The organism is Methylocaldum sp., assembly GCF_035627495.1.
GTDB lineage: Bacteria > Pseudomonadota > Gammaproteobacteria > Methylococcales > Methylococcaceae > Methylocaldum.
This window is the reverse complement of record NZ_DASPLO010000218.1, coordinates 87401-107757: the sequence shown is the minus strand read 5'-3', so window position 1 is coordinate 107757 and position 20357 is coordinate 87401. Positions and strand designations below refer to the sequence as shown.

Here is a 20357-nt window from a genome sequence, read left to right as displayed (position 1 = left end):
TGACGGAACCCGCGGGGTTCACTGCCGGGCGGTCGAGGACTGGCTGTCACGCGCTCGCCGCCTTACCCGGCCATCATGGCTTACTTCGGGCCCCGCTGCTGTATATGCCGCCCGCAGTGTTTAAGATCTAGGTAAATAGTTGGCGGATAAACGGCTCGCAAGGGTGTATCCGTGCAACAAGTCGGCAAAATCGTGAAGCGCCTGGATGCCCGTTTCCTCCGCCCGTTTGCACCACTCCCTGAGGGACTGCATGCGCGCTTCGTAGCTGACCGAGGAGTTCGCCCAAAGCTGTTTTAGTTCCTCTTTAAAGCGGTAAACCGTGTGGAGTGTGTGGCTTAGGTTCAGCGCTCGATTAAGGGTGCGGGTAGTGGCCTCGTCGAGTTGGATATCCTCTCGAACCAAGAGCGGTTTCGCGTCGCGGAGCAGGCGTCGGGACGCGGGGAGGGCCGTCTTCAATTCTTGGCGCAGCACCGGAAGCACCACGCTGCGGCCGTATAGAGCTAACACATGAACTCGATTACGCATTACGGCTTGTACCGTTGCCAGATCGATCAGTTTTTTGTCGGGAAGAATGCGTATTTTTGGAGCGACCCGCCGGACGTCGGCCAATTTCAGCAGTTCCATCAGGCGAATGTAGGCCCAGCCGATGTCCAATTCCCACCAGTGGGAGGACAGCCGTGCCGAAGAGGGGTACGCGTGATGGTTATTGTGCAGTTCCTCGCCTCCGATCAGCAGGCCGATCGGGAGGAGATTGGTGGATGCGTCGCGGGTTTCGAAATTGCGATAGCCCCAATAATGCCCGAGGCCATTAACCACGCCGGCCGCCCAAAAGGGTATCCAGAGCATTTGCACGGCCCACACGGTGATGCCGTAAACGCCGAACAGCGCGACGTCAGCAAGGAACATAAGAGCAACGCCCAAGCCCGGGTGCGGTGCGTAAAGATTCCGCTCAAGCCAGTCGTTCGGAGTGCCGTAGCCGTATTTGTCCAGGGTTTCCGGGTTGGCGGCTTCGGTTCGGTAGAGTTCCGCGCCTTCCCACAGTACCTTCCGAATACCGAATGCTCTGGGGCTATGGGGGTCTTCCGATGTTTCGCACTTGGCGTGGTGTTTGCGATGGATCGCGACCCATTCTTTGGTGACCATGCCAGTCGTCAGCCACAACCAGAGCCGGAAAAAGTGGCTGATCGCCGGGTGAAGCTCCAGGGCGCGATGCGCTTGATGACGATGGAGGAAGATTGTAACGCTGGCAATGGTGACATGGGTCAAGCCCAACGTAATGGCAATAAGTCCCCACCAAGGGGTGTCGAGTAAACCGTCAATCATTTTTTGCTATCCGATGGAAGAAAATGCTAAGGAGACAGGCGTTAATAAAGGTCATTGTGGTCTTGAAAGACTTTTCAACAGGGTTGGGTAAAGAAAGAATATTGGAACTATCGGCCGTTTTGTGGAATGTCCGCAATCCGATTTTCAAATAAGCGAGCGTGGATTTTCAATCCGTACATTTTCCGGATGGGCCGATTGAAGCCTGGTCCAAGCGCTGCTCAGGGAGAGAAAAAACGAGCTCGCCGCCATCGGCTAGAAACCGAACTGAAATCCTAAGCCGATACCGAATCTAGGACCGGTATCGTATTCCGATAGAAGCTCGATTTCCAAGGGATGAAGCAGCGGAAATGCGCGGTTCGTTTCGCCGGTGTCGGTCACGCGCTCGCCGATTATGCGGCCGGCAGCCACGACTTTCCGGCCCTGTTGATAGATGAGCGTGTCCAAATAGCCAGGATACAGTAGAAGGAATCTGCCTAAGGCGGGCTCGTCGAGTTGCGGGTTGCCGCGTCTATCGGTGGGATAGGTTAAAACTTCGACCAACGTGCCTTCCTGTAGATTTTCGGAGCTAAGGATAGTTCCGCCTACGAGAACGGTTTGGCCAATAAATGCTTTGGGATTTTTCAGGACGATGTCGGGTGAAAGGTTTGGATTAACCTGATCCATGGCTTTTCGCGAAAGTACCGATCCGCACCCGCTGAGTTGGAACGTGACTGCAAGTACGGCGGCAAGGCCGAGAAGTCGGGACAAGATCGTTGCTGAGCCGGATCGCATGTCCTTTTTCGAGATCCCAATGCTGCCAGTGTTATGGTTCAGCCTCATGAACTCAGCGAACCTTACCAATAAGGGTACCAGTAAGGGTAATAGCCGGGCCAGCCGCGCCACCAAGGATCGTAATAGTATGGCGACGGATAATAGGTATAGGTCGGTCGAGTAGCCCAAAGATGAATTTCATTGCAGCCGATCACCGGATAGGCGTAGTTGATTTGATCGAGAGGCTTGGTTTCCTTGCCTTTGACCTCTCCGGCGACCGTTACTTCGCGTCCTTTCGCATAAACCGCCGAATCTAGGAAGCCTTGGCAGCGAATCAGGAATCGTCCGGCGGAAACATCGACATCTTCGGGGCGATCCGAGCTATCCAGCGATTTTTGCAGGACTTCGATTTCGGTGACATTCGGTAGATTGCTGGTTTGGACGATGACGCCGCCCAGCATGACCGTTCGGCCTTTGTAAGCGTCCGGCCGGGCGCTGATTTCCGAAAACGATGGCTGCTTTTCTGTCGTCGCCCGAATGGATTTTGAAAACGGGCTGGTTGCGCACCCAGCAATACTTAGTATTGTTGCCCATAGTAACGTCAATCGAAGCAAGTTCGATCTACCGGACAGAACCGCGGAAATCAGGGTTTCGATCGATGTCGTGGCCATGTTACCACCCTTGCTGAAACGCTTTTTTTATTGGACACAACTGTTTCCAACGAATTCACATTTATACAACCATCATAATCAATTCGCTAACTCGCCATCCTCAAAATCTCTCTTCCTCAATTCGCAAGAGAGAAGGGCTTTGATTAAATAAAAAAATAGCTCTATAATTGCCGCTCTTGACTTCAGGCGCGTAGCTCAGTTGGTTAGAGCACCACCTTGACATGGTGGGGGTCGTTGGTTCGAGTCCAATCGCGCCTACCAATTCCAAAAAAGCATCGCTGGCCGATGCTTTTTTTTGTTGAAGAGGTTTCGACCGATGCCCGTGATAAGCCTTCCAGATGGTTCCGCTCGCACATTCGATCGCTCCGTAACACTTATGGAAGTGGCTCAATCCATTGGTCCGGGGTTGGCTAAGGCAGCATTGGCCGGCCGGATCAACGGAAAGCTGACCGATTTGTCCGGTCTTATCGAAGATGATGCCGCGGTCGAAATCGTCACGGGTAAGGATGCGGAGGGGCTGGATATTATTCGCCATTCAACCGCGCATCTGCTGGCTCAGGCCGTTAAGGAACTGTACCCGAGCGCCCAGGTGACGATCGGTCCTGTAGTGGAAAACGGGTTTTACTACGATTTCGCCTTTGAACGTCCCTTCACGCCGGAGGATCTAGAGGCAATCGAGAAAAAGATGACGGAGTTGGCAGCCAAGGCCATGCCGGTTGAACGAGAAGTGTTGCGCCGGGAAGAGGCTATCGAATTTTTCCGTAACCAAGGCGAGCAATATAAGGCCGAAATTATCGAAGCCATTCCCGCCGGCCAGGAAATCTCTCTCTACTCACAAGGGAATTTTACGGATCTTTGTCGCGGTCCCCATGTGCCCGACACCGGAAAACTCAGAGCCTTCAAGCTCATGAAGGTGGCCGGCGCCTATTGGCGGGGAGATTCTCGCAATGCCATGCTGCAGCGTATCTACGGTACCGCTTGGGCCGATAAGAAGGATTTGGACGCGTATCTGCATCGCATCGAGGAGGCGGATAAGCGCGACCACCGCAAGATCGGCAAGCTTCAGGACCTGTTTCACACCCAGGAGGAAGCTCCGGGGATGGTGTTCTGGCACCCTAACGGCTGGGCACTCTACCAGCAGGTCGAGCAGTACATGCGCCAGGTATTTCGTGAGAACGGCTATCAGGAAATCCGCTGTCCTCAAATTCTCGACGTAAGCCTTTGGAAAGCTTCGGGCCATTGGGATAACTTCCATGAGAACATGTTTTTTACCGCCTCCGAGAATAGGGAGTACGCGGTAAAACCTATGAACTGTCCCGGCCATATTCAGGTGTTCAAGCAGCACCTGCACAGCTACCGTGAATTGCCGATCCGGTTCGGTGAGTTCGGCTCCTGCCACCGCAACGAGCCTTCCGGAACCTTGCACGGGATTATGCGTGTGCGCGGTTTCAATCAGGATGACGGCCATGTCTTCTGTACCGAGGATCAAATCCAGGGTGAAGTTGTCGCGTTTATCGGCACCTTGCGTAAGGTCTACGCGGATTTCGGCTTTGCCGATATCCTGTACAAGCTCTCCACGCGTCCGCCCAAGCGGCTCGGTAGCGACGAAATCTGGGATAAGGCCGAGGACGCGCTGACGGCGGCTCTAGCTGCGCAAGACATCGAGTACCAGTTGCAGCCGGGTGAGGGGGCTTTTTACGGTCCTAAGATCGAGTTCGCCTTGAAGGATGCTATCGGCCGGGTATGGCAGTGCGGGACCATCCAGGTGGATTTCATGATGCCGGGGCGGCTCGGCGCCGAATACGTGGGCGAAGACAATGCCCGCCATACTCCGGTCATGCTGCATCGGGCGATAATAGGCTCGATGGAGCGTTTCATCGGCATTCTCGTCGAGCATTACGCAGGATACTTCCCGCTTTGGCTGGCACCTGTGCAGGCCGTAGTGCTGAACATTACCGGAAATCAAGCCGAATATGCGGCCGAATTAGCTGCGGAGCTTGTAAAACAAGGCCTTCGAGTAAAGACCGACTTGAGAAATGAGAAGATCGGCTTTAAAATCCGCGAGCACACCGTGCAGCGCGTGCCTTATTTGTTAATTGTCGGCGATAAAGAATTGGATTCCCGTACCGTTTCTGTTCGCATGCAGAAAGGCCAGGATCTAGGAAGTTTCAGCTTGCCGGATTTGATCCGCAAGCTTATCGGCGAGGTGGCGGATCGCGCTGCTTTTCAATAATTGCCTTCGGAGGAATAGGATATCACTGCTGAAAGAAAAGAGCCGCGCCTGAATGACGAGATTACGGCGCCCAATGTCAGGTTAATTGGACCTGACGGTAGTCAGATAGGGGTCGTGTCAGCCAGAGAAGCCAGGCAAATGGCTTATGAGGCGAATCTGGATCTGGTCGAGATTTCGCCCGCAGCCGATCCTCCGGTCTGTCGGGTAATGGACTACGGTAAATTCCGTTTCGAGCAGAATAAAAAACTGCAGGCGGCTAAGAAAAAGCAAAAGCAGATTCAGGTCAAGGAAGTTAAATTCCGTCCAGGTACGGATGAAGGCGATTACCAAGTCAAGCTGCGCAATCTTATTCGCTTTTTATCGGACGGCGATAAAGCAAAAGTCACTGTTCGGTTCCGCGGCCGGGAATTGAGCCATCGAGAATTGGGCATGGATCTTCTGAAGCGGATTGAGACGGATTTGGTGGAGCACGCGGCCGTAGAGCAGTTTCCGAAAATGGAAGGCAAGCAGTTGAGCATGACGCTTGCGCCCAAAAAGAAAAAATCTTGAGTTAATTGGAGATTCACATGCCTAAGATAAAGACCAATCGCGGCGCGGCGAAACGCTTCAAGCGCACCGCGTCCGGCGGTTTCAAGTGCAATCATTCGCACCGCCGTCACATCCTGACCAAGAAGAGCACCAAGAGAAAGCGTCAATTGCGCAGTCCCGCCGCTTTGCACCCGTCGGATGTGCGTGGTGCGGCTCGCTTGTTGCCTTATAGCTGATTTTATCTTGCCCATCGAGAGAGAAGCCCATGCCTAGAGTAAAACGAGGCGTCACTGCGAGAGCCCGGCACAAAAAGGTTCTCAAACAAGCCAAAGGTTATTACGGCGCCCGTAGCCGAGTATATCGCGTTGCCAAACAGGCGGTAATCAAAGCCGGCCAATATGCTTATCGCGATCGTAGACAGAGAAAGCGTCAATTCCGTGCGCTTTGGATCGTGAGAATCAATGCTGCGGCACGTGAATTCGGACTTTCCTATAGCCGCTTTATGGATGGCCTGAAAAAGGCCTCCGTCGAAATCGATCGTAAAGTTCTGGCGGATTTGGCTGTTCGCGACAAAGAAGCGTTCGCTGAGTTGGCCAGAATCGCCCAGGGTTAGCCCACATCTGGTTTCCACGGGGAAGACTCGTCTGAAGTCTTTCCCGTTCCCATCTCCAAACCGTTGTCCAAGCGAGCAAGGCTGTGAGTACATCCCTTGAAGAACTTCTCGTGCAGGCCCAAAAACAAGTGGCCGAAGCCGACACGCTCGGAAAACTTTATCAAGTACGGGTACATTACCTCGGCAAGAAAGGTATCTTTACCGAGCGCATGAAAGAGCTCGGTACGCTTCCGGCCGATCAACGGCGGGAGGCGGGAGGCTGGATCAATCGGGCCAAAGACCGGTTTATGGCCGATTTGGAGGCTCGGAAGAGCGTTCTTGAGTTGCTCGAACTGGAAGGGCGTCTCAAGCGGGAAACCATAGACGTTACCTTGCCTGGTCGCGGACAGCGTACCGGGGGGCTCCATCCGGTCACTTTGACATTGCGGCGCATCAGCCAACTCTTCAAGAACGTCGGTTTCGACATAGTCGAAGGTCCGGAGGTGGAAGATGACTACCACAACTTCGAGGCCCTGAACATACCCGCTCACCATCCCGCGCGGGCGATGCATGACACCTTCTACTTCGACGATCATACCCTCTTGCGCACCCATACGTCGCCGGTACAGGTGCGGATTATGGAGACCCAGGATCCACCGCTAAGGGTAATCGCGCCGGGCCGCGTCTATCGCTGCGATTCCGATTTGACGCATACCCCGATGTTCCACCAGGTGGAAGGATTCGTCGTCGATCGGGACGTCAGCTTTGCCGACCTCAAGGGCATTCTCTACGAATTCCTGACCTTGTTCTTCGAAAAGGACATGCAGGTACGTTTCCGCCCCTCGTATTTTCCGTTTACCGAGCCTTCCGCCGAAGTTGATATCGAGTGCGTCATTTGCGGGGGCGAGGGCTGCCGTGTCTGCAAACAGACCGGTTGGTTGGAGGTGATGGGCTGCGGAATGATCCATCCGCGAGTATTCGAATTCGTCAAGATCGATCCGGAACGTTATACCGGATTCGCCTTCGGCTTGGGCGTGGAGCGGCTCGCAATGTTGCGCTACGGCATCAACGACCTCAGGCTATTTTTTGAAAACGACCTTAGATTTCTCTCGCAATTCGCGGCATTTTAAGAACAACATACGGTCCTTCCCATGCGCTTCAGCGAAGCCTGGTTACGAGAATACGTCAATCCATCAATCGATACGCAAAGACTGGTTCATCAGCTGACGATGGCGGGTTTGGAGGTCGACAGCGCCGAGCCCGCCGGCGGATCGTTCAGCGGCGTTATCGTGGGCGAAGTCCTCGAAGTTTCGCCGCATCCACAAGCCGACCGGCTGCGAGTCTGCCGTGTGTCCAGCGGTTCCGGAGAGCCGCTTCAGATCGTATGCGGAGCGCCCAATGTCTGGGTTGGGATGCGCGTGCCGCTCGCCGTCGAGGGCGCCCGTCTGCCGGGCGATGTCAGTATTCGAAAATCGGAACTCCGAGGCGTAGCCTCGTTCGGCATGCTCTGTTCAGCCAAAGAGCTGGGAATCGAGGATCCTCAAACCGGCTTGATGGAATTGCCCGCAGACGCTCCGGTGGGCGCCGATGTCCGGGATTATCTGAAACTGAACGATTGCATCGTCGAGGTCGATCTGACGCCGAACCGTGCGGACTGCCTGAGCATGGAGGGTATCGCGCGTGAAGTGGCTTTGCTCAACGGGTTGGATTGGACGGTGCCGGACGTGCCGACCGTTTCCGTATCTGCTCGAGACACATTCCCGGTAAGCGTTTCCGCGCCCGAGGCGTGCCCGCGCTATTTGGGGCGGCTGATCAAAGGCATATCGCGTACGGCCCAGACGCCGCTGTGGATGCGCGAACGCTTGCGACGTGCCGGCATCCGTTCCTTGGACGCAGTGGTGGACGTTACCAATTACGTATTATTGGAAATGGGGCAGCCTTTGCATGCCTTCGACGCAGCCAAGCTGGAAGGAGGCATCCACGTTCGCTATGCCACGCCGGGAGAGAAGCTGCGCTTGTTGAACGACGAGGAGGTCTCACTGGACCCGGATGTTTTAGTTATCGCCGATCAACGGAAAGCCTTGGCGCTGGCGGGAGTCATGGGCGGTAGCGACTCAGCGGTGAGTGATGACACCGCCGACATCTTTGTCGAATGTGCTTTTTTCACCCCAAGCGTGATTATGGGTAAGGCGCGGCGCTACGGATTAAATACCGAATCGTCCCATCGGTTTGAGCGAGGGATTGATCCGGAATTGCAGGCTCGTGCCATCGAGCGGGCCAGCGAACTCATTATAGCTACGGCAGGCGGAGAGGCCGGACCCATTACTGAAGCGGTCAGCTCTTCACATTTGCCTCAGCGAACTCCAATTCTGCTGCGCCACGAAAGGGTTACCCGGCTGCTCGGCATGAACATAGACCGGTCAAAGGTGGACGAAATCCTTATGCGGCTCGGAATGACTCTGGTGGAGCATCCGGAGGGATGGACCGTAACGCCCCCCGGTTTTCGTTTCGACATTGCCATCGAAGCCGATCTCATCGAAGAACTCGGACGGGTCTACGGCTACGAATCGCTGCCGCGCCGGCATCCGGTCATGGCGACGGCCATGCGACCGGTGTCGGAAGGGGTTCTTGATCTGGATCGTGCAAAGAATCTTTTGGTCGATCGTAGCTATCAGGAAGCGATTACCTATAGCTTTGTCGATGAAGCGCGGCAAGCGCTGATCGAGCCCGAAATTCCCTACCTCGTGCTGAAAAATCCGATTTCCTCGGATCTGGCCGTGATGCGCACCGGCCTTTGGTGCGGTTTGCTGGATGCAGCCCTCAAGAATACATTTCGCCAGCAGAACCGGGTGCGCCTGTTCGAAACCGGCCTACGTTTCGCACGGCGGGATAGTGGCATCGAACAGCGGAAATCCCTGGCCGGCCTAGCGATGGGCTCGGTGCATGAAGAGCAGTGGGGAGAGTCCGCCCGTTCGGTAGACTTTTACGACATCAAGGCCGACGTCGAAGGCATCATTAAATTGACCGGCCGGGAGGCTGATTTGGAATTTGTCGCCGGGACCCATCCTGCACTTCATCCGGGGCAGGCGGCGGAAATCCGGCTCGGCGGCGAGCGGCTAGGTTGGATCGGGATGCTGCATCCGCGCTTGGAAAAGCACTTGGGTTTCGAACAAAACGTTTTCCTGTTCGAGCTCGATCAAGACGTGTTGCTGGGAAGAAATATTCCCGTATTCCAGGGCATCTCGAAATTTCCTCAAGTACGCCGGGATATTGCGGTCATTATCGACGAATCCGTCACCGTACATTGTTTGATCGATTGCGTGAAAGGCACTGATAGTTCTATCCTGCGCCAGGTCGTGGTATTCGACGTATACCGGGGACAGGGCGTCGAAACCGGCCGGAAGAGCGTTGCTCTCGGGCTCGTGCTGCAGGACGAAGCTGAGACGCTGACCGATGCCAGGGTCGATGAAACAGTGGGGAGAGTGGTGGATCGTCTGAGCAAAGAATTCAATGCTAGGTTGAGAGATTGAAAAGATGGCACTGACCAAAGCAGACATGGTTGAGAAGCTTTTCGAAAACCACGGCATTAACAAGCGGGATGCCAAGGAGTTGGTCGACCAGTTTTTCGAAGAGATCAAGACCGCCTTGGCGCAAGGGAGTTCGGTGAAATTATCCGGATTCGGCAATTTCGACCTGCGCGACAAGAATCAGCGACCCGGCAGAAATCCAAAAACCGGTGAAGAAATTCCGATAACCGCGCGCCGTGTGGTGACGTTCAAACCGGGGCAAAAATTGAAGGTAAGCGTCGAGGCGTATTCGGAAGAAGAAAACGCTCGGCAAAAAGTTGGGTCGCCCATTGCGAAGTCTTGAGGCCCGTTACTATTCAAGATGGTTTAAGTCCCATAACCGGCTGATAAAAAACAAGCCCTATCACGGGTTCAGGCGTCGGCCAAGCACAGCTGAACATGAACCGGTTGCCGATGGAAACGGGGCACTCAACCCGCTTATCTGTACATCCATTGCTGATTGTTGAGCTTGCGGCGCTGGATGCCTCGGTTTAACCTCTTTTTTTCACTTATCACCCTCAACCCTTTCGAACAAGAGAGCCGAACATGATCCGAGTAGGCATCGTCGGCGGCACCGGCTATACCGGTGTAGAGTTGTTGCGGATTCTCGCGCTTCATCCTGACGTCACCATAACACTCGTGACCTCGCGCGCCGATGCCGGAAAGCGAGTCGATGAGCTGTATCCGAATCTGAGAGGCTTCGTCGATACCATCTTTGTCGAGCCCTCAGTGGATGCGCTGGCCGGCTGCGACGCGGTGTTTTTCGCGACGCCCAACGGCACCGCGATGCGAATGGCCGAAGCATTGTTGGCACGGGGCGTCAAAATCATCGACCTGGCCGCCGATTTTCGCCTCAAAGACCCCGACGTGTGGGCCCATTGGTATGGGGAGCCGCACGTTTCTCCGCACCTCCTGGAAGAAGCCGTTTACGGTCTGCCGGAAGTGAATAGGGCAATGATTAAATCGGCGAGGCTGATCGCCTGTCCCGGTTGCTATCCGACCTCGGTTCAATTGGGATTGCTCCCGTTGGTCGAGTCGGGCGCGATTCGCTTGGACCATATCATCGCCGATGTGAAATCGGGCGTCAGTGGCGCTGGGCGGAAAGCGGAAATTCCCATCCTGATGAGCGAAACGGGCGAGAGCCTCAAGGCCTATAGCGTCAAAGGCCACCGCCATTGGCCGGAAATCAAGCAGGGACTGGAGCAGGCGGCCGGGCAGGCTGTCGGCCTGACTTTCGTGCCTCATTTGATCCCCATGATTCGAGGCATTCACGCCACGGTTTATGCCGAGTTGAGCGCCGAGCACAGCGACTTGCAGGCACTGTTCGAGGAGCGCTATCGCACCGAGCCCTTCGTTGACATTTTGCCATCCGGTTCTCATCCCGACACGCGCAACGTGCGCGGCGTAAACCGATGCCAAATCGCCGTCCATCGGCCTTTGGAGGGCAATACGGTGGTGATTTTGTCGGTCATCGACAACTTGGTGAAAGGCGCGGCCGGGCAAGCGGTGCAGAACATGAACCTGATGTTCGGTTTGGAAGAAACGGCGGGACTCAGAACCATTGGGCTTTATCCTTAAAAGGCCGCGGTTCGAATCGACTGAGGGGCAGAGGTCTCAAGCGAATCGGTCGGACGTCCCCCAGCGGGACTGTTTACATGCGCGTCGGGTCCAGAGTAAGGGCGTCAATGGGTACGGCCCTCGTAGATTTCACGCATATCCAGCCTCAGATCCACAGAGGCGAATTCCACGACTTCCGGGCCGGAGTATTCGATGTTTTCCCAGCCGGACTCGGGAAGGCGGCGGTGGATTTCCACCCGCGCCTCATTCTGGCTGACTAAGACGTACTCCTTTAGGGAAGGCAAAGTGCGGTACGCCAGAAGCTTTTCCCGCCGATCCGTGGCTTCGGTATGAGTGGAAAGTACCTCGATGATCAATGACGGGTCGTCCACCGCACGGGTTTGAAGGTCTATCTTTTGCACGCCGGGACCGCAGCTTACCAGAATGTCCGCATAGTAATGCGCGTTGGCCTTTTCCACCCGCACCCGTACATCGGCCATGAATACCCGGCAGGGGGTTGCCCGCAAGTGGGCGCGTAGGGCGGCAAACAAGTTACCGGCAATAATGTTATGGCGAAGCGTGGTTCCGGTCATGGCAAACACTTCGCCGGCCACGTACTCGTGACGCGCGGGGTTGTCCAGTTCCATCCGTAGATATTCCTCTTCGCTGAGGATCTCGTGTTTTCGGCTTAGCATGACGATTCTCCGGCTCAGATGATAGTCATTATACGCCCCGGTCGCATTCTGCGTGGGTTGGGGTATATACGGCCGCCCGTTCCAACAACGGATTTCCCGTAAACCTCGTCGGTTCGGGGCGATTTTCGATTACAATACCCGCCCTATCGGAATCTTCGGCCATGTCTACATCCCATCCGTCCGCAACTTTAACCACCATCCGCGATTACATCCGTTGGGCTGCCAGCCGCTTCGTGCAAGCGGAATTGTTTTTCGGCCACGGCACGGCCAGCGCGCTGGACGAAGCCGCTGCCCTGGTGCTCCATGCCTTGCATATGCCCTATGACCTTCCCGGCGGCTATTTCGCGTCCACCTTGACCATGGACGAGCGGGAGCGCGTCCTTGAGCTCATCGAGCGCCGAATTGTGGAGCGCAAGCCTCTCGCCTATCTCACGCACGATGCCTCTTTTGCGGGTTTGTCGTTCTACGTGGACGAACGGGTATTGGTGCCGCGCTCGCCCATCGCGGAGTTGATCGAAAACCATTTCAATCCCTGGATCGAAGCGGATCGGGTGCACGACGTACTCGATCTATGCACGGGCAGCGCTTGCATCGCCATCGCTTGCGCCTACGCCTTTCCGGATGCCCAAGTCGATGCCGTCGATATCTCCTCGGATGCGCTGAACGTGGCGCGAATCAACATCGAAAAGCATCACATGGAAGACCGGGTGAGCGCCATTAGGTCGGACGTTTATTCCGAGCTTGGGGATCGGCGCTACGATCTGATCGTCAGCAATCCGCCCTATGTAAACCTGGACGAGTGGCGCGGGTTGGCGCCGGAATATCACGCCGAGCCGAGGTTGGGATTGGAAGCCGGCGAGGACGGGCTGGATTGCGTGCGGCGTATTCTCCGGGACGCCCATCATCACCTAAAGCCGGAGGGCATCCTCGTCGTGGAAGTGGGTAGTAGCGCCGAAGCTTTGGAAGCGGCGTACCCGGAAGTTCCTTTTTGCTGGCTGGATTTCGAGCGGGGCGGCGAGGGCGTGTTTCTGCTGACGGCGGAGCAGGTGAACCAATTCGGCGCGGCTCTTCGCGCGGAAAGTTAGTCCGAGATCACAAGAAGCACTGACATGTCCGGAAACACCATCGGAAAATTATTCACCGTCACCTCGTTCGGCGAGAGCCACGGTCCTGCGATCGGCTGCATCGTCGACGGCTGCCCGCCAGGCCTGGAGCTGTCCGAGGCCGACATCCAGGGTGAACTGGAGCGCCGGCGCCCCGGCAAATCCCGGCACACCACGCAGCGCCGCGAGCCGGACGAGGTAAAGATTCTGTCCGGCGTATTCGAAGGCCGCACCACGGGGACCCCCATCGGGTTGCTGATCGAGAACGTGGATCAGCGCTCCAAGGATTACTCCACGATCGCCGACCGTTTTCGGCCGGGGCATGCCGATTACACCTATCACATGAAATACGGCTTCCGCGATTACCGCGGCGGCGGGCGCTCCTCCGCCCGCGAAACGGCCATGCGGGTGGCTGCCGGCGCCATCGCCAAGAAATATCTGCAAGAGCGGGTCGGCGTGACGATCCGCGCTTATCTGGCCCAGCTCGGCCCGATCAAGATCGATCGGCTGATTTGGGACGAAGTGGACAACAACCCGTTCTTCTGCCCCGATCCCGACAGGGTCGCGGAACTGGAAGCCTATATGGACACCCTCCGCAAAGAAGGGGAGTCCATCGGCGCGCGTATCAATGTCGTCGCGACCGGCGTGCCGCCGGGTTGGGGCGAACCGATTTTCGACCGCCTGGACGCCGAGTTGGCCTATGCCTTGATGAGCATCAATGCCGTCAAAGGGGTCGAGATCGGAGATGGTTTCACCTGCGTGGAGGCGAAAGGCACCGAATTCCGCGACGAGATGAGTCCGCAAGGTTTCTTGAGCAATCATGCCGGCGGCGTGCTGGGCGGCATTTCCTCGGGGCAGGATATCTTCGCCAGCATCGCGCTGAAGCCGACCTCCAGCCTGCGCTTGCCGGGCCATTCGGTGAACGTCAGGGGCGAACCGGTGGAAGTGATTACCACGGGCCGGCACGATCCCTGTGTCGGTATTCGAGCCACGCCTATCGCAGAAGCGATGATGGCCTTGGTGCTGATGGATCATTGCTTGCGTCATCGGGCCCAGAATTTGGACGTGAGGACGGAATTGGCGCCGATTCCGCCCAGGGTTCCGTAGCTCGAACGTTCATCCCGTCTGCTATGCGCGCGGCGCGTAAAGTGCCTTACGGCCGGTTGTCCGGCTTTTATTTTTTCTATTTTGCGGCCCTGGGCGCCTTTCTGCCGTACTGGGCGCTCTATCTCCAAGACACGGGATTCTCGGCGGCAGAGATCGGCCAGTTGATGGCCATTCTCGCAGCGACCAAGATCGTGGCACCGAACATCTGGGGTTGGCTGGCGGACCGGACCGGTCGGACTCTGCCGCTAATCCGACTCGCCGGATTTCTGACCCTGTGCGCGTTCAGCCTGATTTTCGGGCTGGAAGGGTTCGGCTGGCTCGCCCTCATCATGCTGGTCTTCAGTTTCTTCTGGAATGCCACACTGCCGCTTTTCGAAACGATTACTCTCAATCACTTGCATCACGACACGCACCGGTACAGTTGGGTGCGGGTGTGGGGCTCGATCGGCTTCATCGTAGCGGTCGCGGCGGTCGGCGAGGCCTTGGACGGCGTGCTCGCCATTAGCTGTCTGCCGCACTTGATCGTCTTGCTGTTCGTCGGGCTGTGGCTGGTGAGTCTGATAGTGCCGGGCTATCCGGAGGAAGCCCACGGCATGGTCCCGAGTTCCCTGTCGAATATCTTGAGGCGGGGCGACGTCATCGCGTTCTTTCTGGCGTGCACACTGCAACAGGTCGCGCACGGCCCTTATTACGTCTTTTTCTCGGTTTATCTCGAAGATCACGGGTTCAGCAGCGGCGAGACCGGTCAGTTATGGGCGCTCGGGGTTTTGGCGGAAATCGTGCTGTTCGCGTTTTTGCACCGCTTGTTGGCGCGCTACAGTCTCAGGCGAATATTCCTGGCAAGCCTTGCCCTCAGCGTGGTGCGCTGGCTCTTGATCGCCTGGGGCATCGACAGTCTTGCGCTGATTCTATCGGGCCAACTGCTTCATGCGGCGAGTTTCGGTTCCGCCCACGTGGCCGCCATCCATCTGGTGCATCGCCATTTTCGAGGCCCTCACCATGGCAAAGGGCAAGCTCTTTACAGCGGCCTCAGCTTTGGTCTGGGCGGTGCGCTGGGCAGTCTCTACGGCGGATATTTCTGGACGACGTGGGGACCTCATTGGGTTTACACGGCGGCGGCCGGCTCCAGCTTGTTGGCTTTGCTTATCGCCTGGCCGTCGGTGGGGATGCGGGAAGAGAATTGACCTATTCGCAGTTGAAGATGCATTGAAAGACACGGCATTATTTCGATCAATAAACGAACATGAGATGAAACAGGAGCCATTGGCATGAGTAACTCCCTTAGAGATCAACTACTAAAGACGGGTTTGGTCAACGACAAGCAGGTCAAGCAGGCCAGCAAGGAATCGCGAAAACAGGAAAAGCAGAATCGCCATGGCAAGGCCGCTGCGAAAGACGAAACTAATCGCGCGGCTCAGGAGGCTAAGGCGGCAAAAGTCGAGCGCGACCGCCAACTCAATCTTGAAAAAGCCAAAGAAGCGGAAAGAAAAGCGCTCGCAGCGCAAATCAAGCAGTTAATCGAGATGAACCGCGTAGCGCCGGGAGACGATGAGATTGCCTACCGGTTTGCGCACGACAACAAGGTCAAAACCATCCATGTATCCAAAGCGATACATCAAAGTCTGGCGGCCGGCAGGCTCGCGATAGTCAGCCTGGAGTCGCGGTATGAAATCGTCCCGCCGGCCGTGGCCGAAAAAATTAAGCAGCGGGACGAAAGTCGAATCGTCCTGCTCAACGAGCCCGATCAATCGCGGGATGCCGATGACGAATATGCGGAGTACAAGGTGCCCGACGATTTGATGTGGTAGACCTCTGAGGTTGTAAACAAACCTACTGCGCGGCCCGACTCCGCGCCTGCGCTTCTCGACGCAGATCTGGGCCGCTCGCGACGGTTTTTTTACAACCTCTCTACGGAGTTCGCCGTGACAATCAGATCATCCCCAGCTGAAGCTTCGCCACTTCGGACATCATGTCCCGCGACCACGGTGGATCGAACACCACCTCAATGTTCACCTTGTCCACGCCGGGGAGATTCTTTACCGCCGCCTCGGCGTCGTACTGCAGGACAGGGCCCATGCCGCAGCCCGGCGCGGTCAGGGTCATGATGATGTCGACGTCGTTTTTGCCCTCTTCGGTGGGTGTCACCTTGCAGTGGTAGACCAGCCCCAAGTCGACGATGTTGACCGGTATTTCCGGGTCGAAAATGGTTCTCAGCACTTCCCAAACGTTTTTCTCCACGGATTCGGAATCCGTGCCGCTAACCAGGTTGCCCATGATTGGCGGTTCTTTCCCTAAGGCATCGGCATCGGTGCCCGCAATGCGCACCATGTTGCCCATTTCCGTGACCACGGTGAAGTTGCCGCCCAAAGACTGGTATAGATCCACGACATGGCCTTTCGGCAGTGAGCCGGGCGTGCCGTCGGGAATCTGCACGACGTTGACATCCCGTTGAAGGACTATGCTTTCGCGACCGTAACCGTACATAGGCGTTATGCGTTGTTAACTAGATAAGCGTGTGAGGGTGTTTCGCTTGGACTCAGAAGGCGGGCGATTTGCTCCGCATGGACGTCCGGCAGGGGCAAGTCTGTCGGGTTCTCGGCCGGATAAGCGCGCCGGCGCAGCGGGGACTGCATGGGGCCCGGCGAGTACAGATGAACGCGAACTTTGCGGCTTTCCAACTCGTCCGCGAGTATCCGCCCGAAGCCTTCCAAGCCGATTTTGGCCACCCCGTAGGCGCCCCAATACGCTTTCCCGGTGCGGGCAACCGAATCGGTGACGAGAACGATGCCCGAATCGCCGGATTTCGATATCAGCCCCAGGAGTTCCCGAGTCAGCAAGAACGGCGCGGTCAAATTGACGTGCAGTAATCGTTGCCACAGCCCGCCGCTGATATCGGCCACAGGTCCGAGCGCGCCGAGTTCGGCGGCGCAATGCACCAAGCCGTGCAGCGCGCCAAATTCCCGCTCGACCGTGGCGGCGAGATCGCGGTAATCGTTCTCGGTAGCACCCGCCAGATCGAGCGGGTAAATAGCCGGTTGCGGCCCGCTGGCGGCCATGATCGCGTCGTAGACCTTTTCCAGCTTGGGTATGGTCTTCCCGAGCAGAATGACCGTTGCGCCTGCGGCGGCGCAGGTTTTCGAGACGGCCGAGCCGAGCCCGCCCCCGGCGCCGGTGACGAGAATGACATGATCTTTAAGCATCGATTTGCTCATGACAGCGCCCCATCCAGCCAAGGAAGGAAATCCCGAGGCGATGCAAGCAGCCCGTCGGCGCCCCAATCGTGCGGCGCATCGCCTGCGGCGATATAGCCGTACAGCGCCGTCAGAGTCGTCATGCCGGCTCGGCGGCCGGCTTCGACGTCTCCGGGAGCATCGCCGATGTAGACGCAACCTTCCGGAGTCAGGTCCAAACGCCGGCTGGCTTCCAGAAGGGGCAGGGGATGAGGCTTTTTTTCGGCCGTAGTGTCGCCGCTGATGACGCATCCGGCACGACCGGCCAGATTCAGCTTTTCCAATAACGGATCGGTGAACCGGCTCATCTTGTTGGTGACGATGCCCCACGGAACGTCGCGCTGTTCCAGTGCGTCCAGCACGGATTCTATGCCGTCGAAGAATTGGGTGCGATCGGCGACATGGGATTGGTAGAGCTCCAGCATCCGTTGCAGCACTCGATCGAAAAGTACCTGCTCGTAATCGCCATTGAGGGCACAGCGCAGCATGACGGCGGCGCCGCCCGAGATGCAGGGCTTGAGTTCGGCCATGGAGCGCGGCGGAATATCGGCCTCGGCGAGCGCGGCATTCGCGGCGAAGACCAGATCGGGCGCGGTGTCCAGCAGCGTTCCATCCAAATCGAACAGCACGGCGGAAACCGTCGGGTTTACGGCCATGCGCTTATTCCTCGGGTCTCAAGAAAGCGGCCAGATAATTGACGTCCAAGTCGCGGCTCAGGTTGAATTGCCCGGTGATCGGGTGGTACGCGATGCCTTCCATGCCCAAAAGCTCGAGCCCCGACTCCCGCGCCCAGCGGCCGAGTTCGGAGGGCTTGATAAATGTCGCATAGTCATGGGTTCCCTTGGGGATCATGTTCAACAGGTATTCCGCGCCGACGATCGCCAGGAGATAAGCCTTGAGTTTTCGATTCAGCGTGGAGAAGAATACCCTCCCGCCCGGCTTGACCAGTCTGGCGCAGGCCCTGACCACCGATGCGGGTTCCGGCACGTGTTCCAGCATTTCCATGCAGGTCACGATATCGAAGCTGCCCGGCTCGGCTTCGGCGAGCGCCTCGGCGCTGATCCGCCGGTAATCCAGGCTGATCCCCGATTCGTCCGCATGGGATTTCGCGACGTCCAAAAGTTCTTCGGCTAGGTCGATGCCGATCACCTCAGCACCGGCCCGAGCCAGTCCCTCGCTGAGTATCCCGCCGCCGCAGCCGACGTCGACGACGCGCTTGCCTTCGACCTCTCCGAACGACCGGATGAACTGGATGCGCAGGGGATTGACCGCGTGCAAGGTCTTGAATTCGCCGTCGGGGTCCCACCAGCGATCGGCCAGAGCGCCGAATTTCCGGATTTCATGTTCGTGGACGTTTTCGGTGCTCGTCATGGCCGTTCCTGTACGCTGGTTAATTTTTCCCGCCAGGCGGCGGCTTTCTGGAAAATCTCTTCGGTGCTCAGAGTGGTCAGCTCGCGGTTTTTCAGAAGCTGGCGTCCCGCCACCCAAACATCGCTGATCTGATGGCGTCCGGCCGCGTAGACGACGTTCGAGATCGGGTCGTACAGCGGTTGGGTTTCGAGGTCGTCGAGGCGGATGGCCGCGATATCGGCGGACTTTCCGACTTCCAGCGAGCCGATTTCCGTTTCGAGTCCCAAGGCTTTTGCGCCGTTGAGGGTCGCCATGCGCAACGCGGTATGGGCCGGAACCGCGCTGGCGTCGCCCGAGACCGCTTTGGCTAGCAATGCCGCGGCGCGCATTTCGCCCATCACGTCCAGATCGTTGTTGCTGGCCGCGCCGTCCGTGCCGATGGCGACATTGACGCCCGCCTTGATAAGCTTGGCGACGGGACAAAAGCCGCTCGCCAGTTTCAGATTCGATTCGGGGCAATGTACGACGCTGCCGCCGGATTCGGCGAACTGGTCGATTTCCTCATCCGTGAGTTGGGTCATGTGCACGGCGACAAACGATGGAACCAGGAGGTCCAGCTGCTGAAGCCGCTTCATGGGGCGCATGCCGTAACGCTGCCGGCTCTGCTCGATTTCGTCCTGGGTCTCGTGCAGGTGCATGTGGATCGGACGGTCCAGCTCCGCCGCCAAGGTTCGAACTTTCAGCAAGGGCTCGTCCGAAACGGAGTAGGGCGCATGGGGCGCGAAAGCCGTGGTTACCAAAGGGTTGTGACGAAGTTCGTCGTGCAGCGCCAGCCCCTTGGACAGATAATCGTCGGGACCGCTCGCCCAAGCGCTCGGGAAATCGACCAGGATCATGCCGACTACGGCGCGCATACCGCAGCGCGCCGCCTGGCGGGCGGTGACCTCGGGGAAGAAATACATGTCGTTGAAGCAGGTGACGCCCCCGCGGATCATCTCGGCCATCGCCAGATCGGTGCCGTCGCGCACGAAGGTTTCGCCGACCCATTTTTGCTCCAGTGGCCAGATATGGTCGAGCAGCCATTCCATCAGCGGCCGATCGTCGGCCACGCCACGCAATAGGGACATGGCGGCATGGGTGTGGGCGTTGACGAAACCCGGAATCAAGGCATGATGATCGAACGATTCCACCGACGCGGCTTGATATTTGGCCTCGGCTTCAGAGGCCGGCAGGATGTCGACGATCCTTCCGCCATCGATGGCGAGAGCATGGTGTTCGAGTACGGTACGATCGGGCTCCACCGGAATGATCCAGCGCGCCTTCAGCAGAGTGTCGATAAACATTCGATAACCTAGCGTTTCACTAAACTTTATCACGATGCGTCGGGTTTGTGCATTTTGCGCCAAACGCGGCAATTCTCATTTTGTTCCGAAACCCGCGTGTCCTAGGTAGGGTGGGTTAGGTGCGCCTCCGAGAACTCGGACGGAGCTTGGTGCTCGGCGCGCAACCCACCGAAAAGGGTGGTCCACGCTATCCTGGTGGGTTACGGCGCGCTCTGAGCCCAGTGACCAACACCAAACCTGTCCCGGTGCGCGCCTAACCCACCCTACGAAATTCAGGTTTCAGGGCAAAATGAGAATTGCTGGCGCCGA

21 protein-coding genes and 1 tRNA gene are annotated in these 20357 nt (G+C 57.3%); 13 read left to right on the top strand and 9 right to left on the bottom strand.

All coding sequences use genetic code 11. The annotated features are described in order from the left end of the window. Window positions 1–120 precede the first annotated feature (120 nt). The 3 genes from VEB01_RS22130 to VEB01_RS22120 form a co-directional block, all read right to left on the bottom strand. Window positions 121–1323, bottom strand: a complete 1203-nt coding sequence (locus tag VEB01_RS22130; protein ID WP_324879332.1) for a DesA family fatty acid desaturase — start codon at window positions 1321–1323, stop codon at window positions 121–123. Between the two features lie 252 nt (window positions 1324–1575). After that, complete coding sequence (locus VEB01_RS22125) at window positions 1576–2094, bottom strand: Slp family lipoprotein (protein ID WP_324879330.1); 519 nt, start codon at window positions 2092–2094, stop codon at window positions 1576–1578. 62 nt (window positions 2095–2156) lie between these two features. Further along, window positions 2157–2744 carry a Slp family lipoprotein gene (locus tag VEB01_RS22120; protein ID WP_324879328.1) on the bottom strand — a complete coding sequence of 196 codons (588 nt, stop codon included), beginning with the start codon at window positions 2742–2744 and terminating at the stop codon, window positions 2157–2159. A 184-nt stretch (window positions 2745–2928) separates the two neighbouring features. On the opposite strand from VEB01_RS22120, the gene VEB01_RS22115 reads away from it, so the two are divergent. From VEB01_RS22115 to argC, 9 genes are all read left to right on the top strand, one after another. Then, a tRNA-Val gene (locus tag VEB01_RS22115) sits at window positions 2929–3005 on the top strand. 55 nt (window positions 3006–3060) lie between these two features. Next, the gene (gene thrS, locus VEB01_RS22110; RefSeq protein ID WP_324879326.1) at window positions 3061–4977 is read left to right on the top strand and encodes a threonine--tRNA ligase; all 1917 of its coding nucleotides are present in this window, start codon (window positions 3061–3063) and stop codon (window positions 4975–4977) included. Between the two features lie 21 nt (window positions 4978–4998). Further along, window positions 4999–5526, top strand: a complete 528-nt coding sequence (gene infC / locus VEB01_RS22105) for a translation initiation factor IF-3 (RefSeq protein WP_324879345.1) — start codon at window positions 4999–5001, stop codon at window positions 5524–5526. A 17-nt stretch (window positions 5527–5543) separates the two neighbouring features. Next, a complete protein-coding gene (rpmI, locus tag VEB01_RS22100; RefSeq protein WP_324879324.1) occupies window positions 5544–5741 on the top strand; it encodes a 50S ribosomal protein L35 in 198 nt (65 codons plus the stop codon). A 29-nt stretch (window positions 5742–5770) separates the two neighbouring features. After that, window positions 5771–6118 carry a 50S ribosomal protein L20 gene (gene rplT, locus VEB01_RS22095; RefSeq protein WP_324879322.1) on the top strand — a complete coding sequence of 116 codons (348 nt, stop codon included), beginning with the start codon at window positions 5771–5773 and terminating at the stop codon, window positions 6116–6118. A gap of 83 nt (window positions 6119–6201) precedes the next feature. Continuing rightward, complete coding sequence (gene pheS, locus VEB01_RS22090; RefSeq protein WP_324879320.1) at window positions 6202–7227, top strand: phenylalanine--tRNA ligase subunit alpha; 1026 nt, start codon at window positions 6202–6204, stop codon at window positions 7225–7227. A 21-nt stretch (window positions 7228–7248) separates the two neighbouring features. After that, window positions 7249–9627, top strand: a complete 2379-nt coding sequence (gene pheT, locus VEB01_RS22085) for a phenylalanine--tRNA ligase subunit beta (RefSeq protein ID WP_324879318.1) — start codon at window positions 7249–7251, stop codon at window positions 9625–9627. 4 nt (window positions 9628–9631) lie between these two features. Further along, the gene (locus VEB01_RS22080; protein ID WP_324879316.1) at window positions 9632–9967 is read left to right on the top strand and encodes an integration host factor subunit alpha; all 336 of its coding nucleotides are present in this window, start codon (window positions 9632–9634) and stop codon (window positions 9965–9967) included. 242 nt (window positions 9968–10209) lie between these two features. Next, a complete protein-coding gene (gene argC, locus VEB01_RS22075) occupies window positions 10210–11241 on the top strand; it encodes an N-acetyl-gamma-glutamyl-phosphate reductase (protein ID WP_324879315.1) in 1032 nt (343 codons plus the stop codon). A gap of 104 nt (window positions 11242–11345) precedes the next feature. Here argC and VEB01_RS22070 read toward each other — a convergent pair whose 3' ends face one another. Beyond that, window positions 11346–11915, bottom strand: a complete 570-nt coding sequence (locus VEB01_RS22070; RefSeq protein ID WP_324879313.1) for a Uma2 family endonuclease — start codon at window positions 11913–11915, stop codon at window positions 11346–11348. Between the two features lie 161 nt (window positions 11916–12076). Here VEB01_RS22070 and prmB point away from each other — a divergent pair, with 161 nt between their 5' ends. The 4 genes from prmB (at window position 12077) to VEB01_RS22050 (ending at window position 15933) form a co-directional block, all read left to right on the top strand. Continuing rightward, window positions 12077–13000, top strand: coding sequence for a 50S ribosomal protein L3 N(5)-glutamine methyltransferase (gene prmB, locus VEB01_RS22065; RefSeq protein ID WP_324879311.1), 924 nt, complete (start codon window positions 12077–12079; stop codon window positions 12998–13000). 24 nt (window positions 13001–13024) lie between these two features. Further along, window positions 13025–14125: a chorismate synthase gene (aroC, locus tag VEB01_RS22060; RefSeq protein ID WP_324879309.1), complete on the top strand. Its 1101-nt coding sequence runs from the start codon at window positions 13025–13027 to the stop codon at window positions 14123–14125. Between the two features lie 41 nt (window positions 14126–14166). Beyond that, window positions 14167–15309, top strand: coding sequence for an MFS transporter (locus VEB01_RS22055; protein WP_324879307.1), 1143 nt, complete (start codon window positions 14167–14169; stop codon window positions 15307–15309). A gap of 84 nt (window positions 15310–15393) precedes the next feature. Next, window positions 15394–15933 carry a DUF2058 domain-containing protein gene (locus VEB01_RS22050; RefSeq protein ID WP_324879305.1) on the top strand — a complete coding sequence of 180 codons (540 nt, stop codon included), beginning with the start codon at window positions 15394–15396 and terminating at the stop codon, window positions 15931–15933. Between the two features lie 121 nt (window positions 15934–16054). Here the strand turns inward: VEB01_RS22050 and sufT are convergent, their stop codons facing one another. Genes sufT through VEB01_RS22025 form a run of 5 tightly spaced genes read right to left on the bottom strand, consistent with a single transcriptional unit; the run spans window position 16055 to window position 20048 of the window. After that, window positions 16055–16609 carry a putative Fe-S cluster assembly protein SufT gene (sufT, locus tag VEB01_RS22045; protein WP_324879303.1) on the bottom strand — a complete coding sequence of 185 codons (555 nt, stop codon included), beginning with the start codon at window positions 16607–16609 and terminating at the stop codon, window positions 16055–16057. 5 nt (window positions 16610–16614) lie between these two features. After that, complete coding sequence (locus VEB01_RS22040; protein WP_324879301.1) at window positions 16615–17337, bottom strand: SDR family NAD(P)-dependent oxidoreductase; 723 nt, start codon at window positions 17335–17337, stop codon at window positions 16615–16617. Then, the gene (locus tag VEB01_RS22035; protein ID WP_324879299.1) at window positions 17334–18011 is read right to left on the bottom strand and encodes an HAD family hydrolase; all 678 of its coding nucleotides are present in this window, start codon (window positions 18009–18011) and stop codon (window positions 17334–17336) included. The genes VEB01_RS22040 and VEB01_RS22035 overlap by 4 nt, the downstream gene beginning before the upstream one ends. Before the next feature lie 4 nt (window positions 18012–18015). Further along, complete coding sequence (gene ubiG, locus VEB01_RS22030; protein ID WP_324879297.1) at window positions 18016–18726, bottom strand: bifunctional 2-polyprenyl-6-hydroxyphenol methylase/3-demethylubiquinol 3-O-methyltransferase UbiG; 711 nt, start codon at window positions 18724–18726, stop codon at window positions 18016–18018. Further along, window positions 18723–20048, bottom strand: a complete 1326-nt coding sequence (locus VEB01_RS22025) for a TRZ/ATZ family hydrolase (protein WP_324879295.1) — start codon at window positions 20046–20048, stop codon at window positions 18723–18725. The genes ubiG and VEB01_RS22025 overlap by 4 nt, the downstream gene beginning before the upstream one ends. Window positions 20049–20357 lie beyond the last annotated feature (309 nt).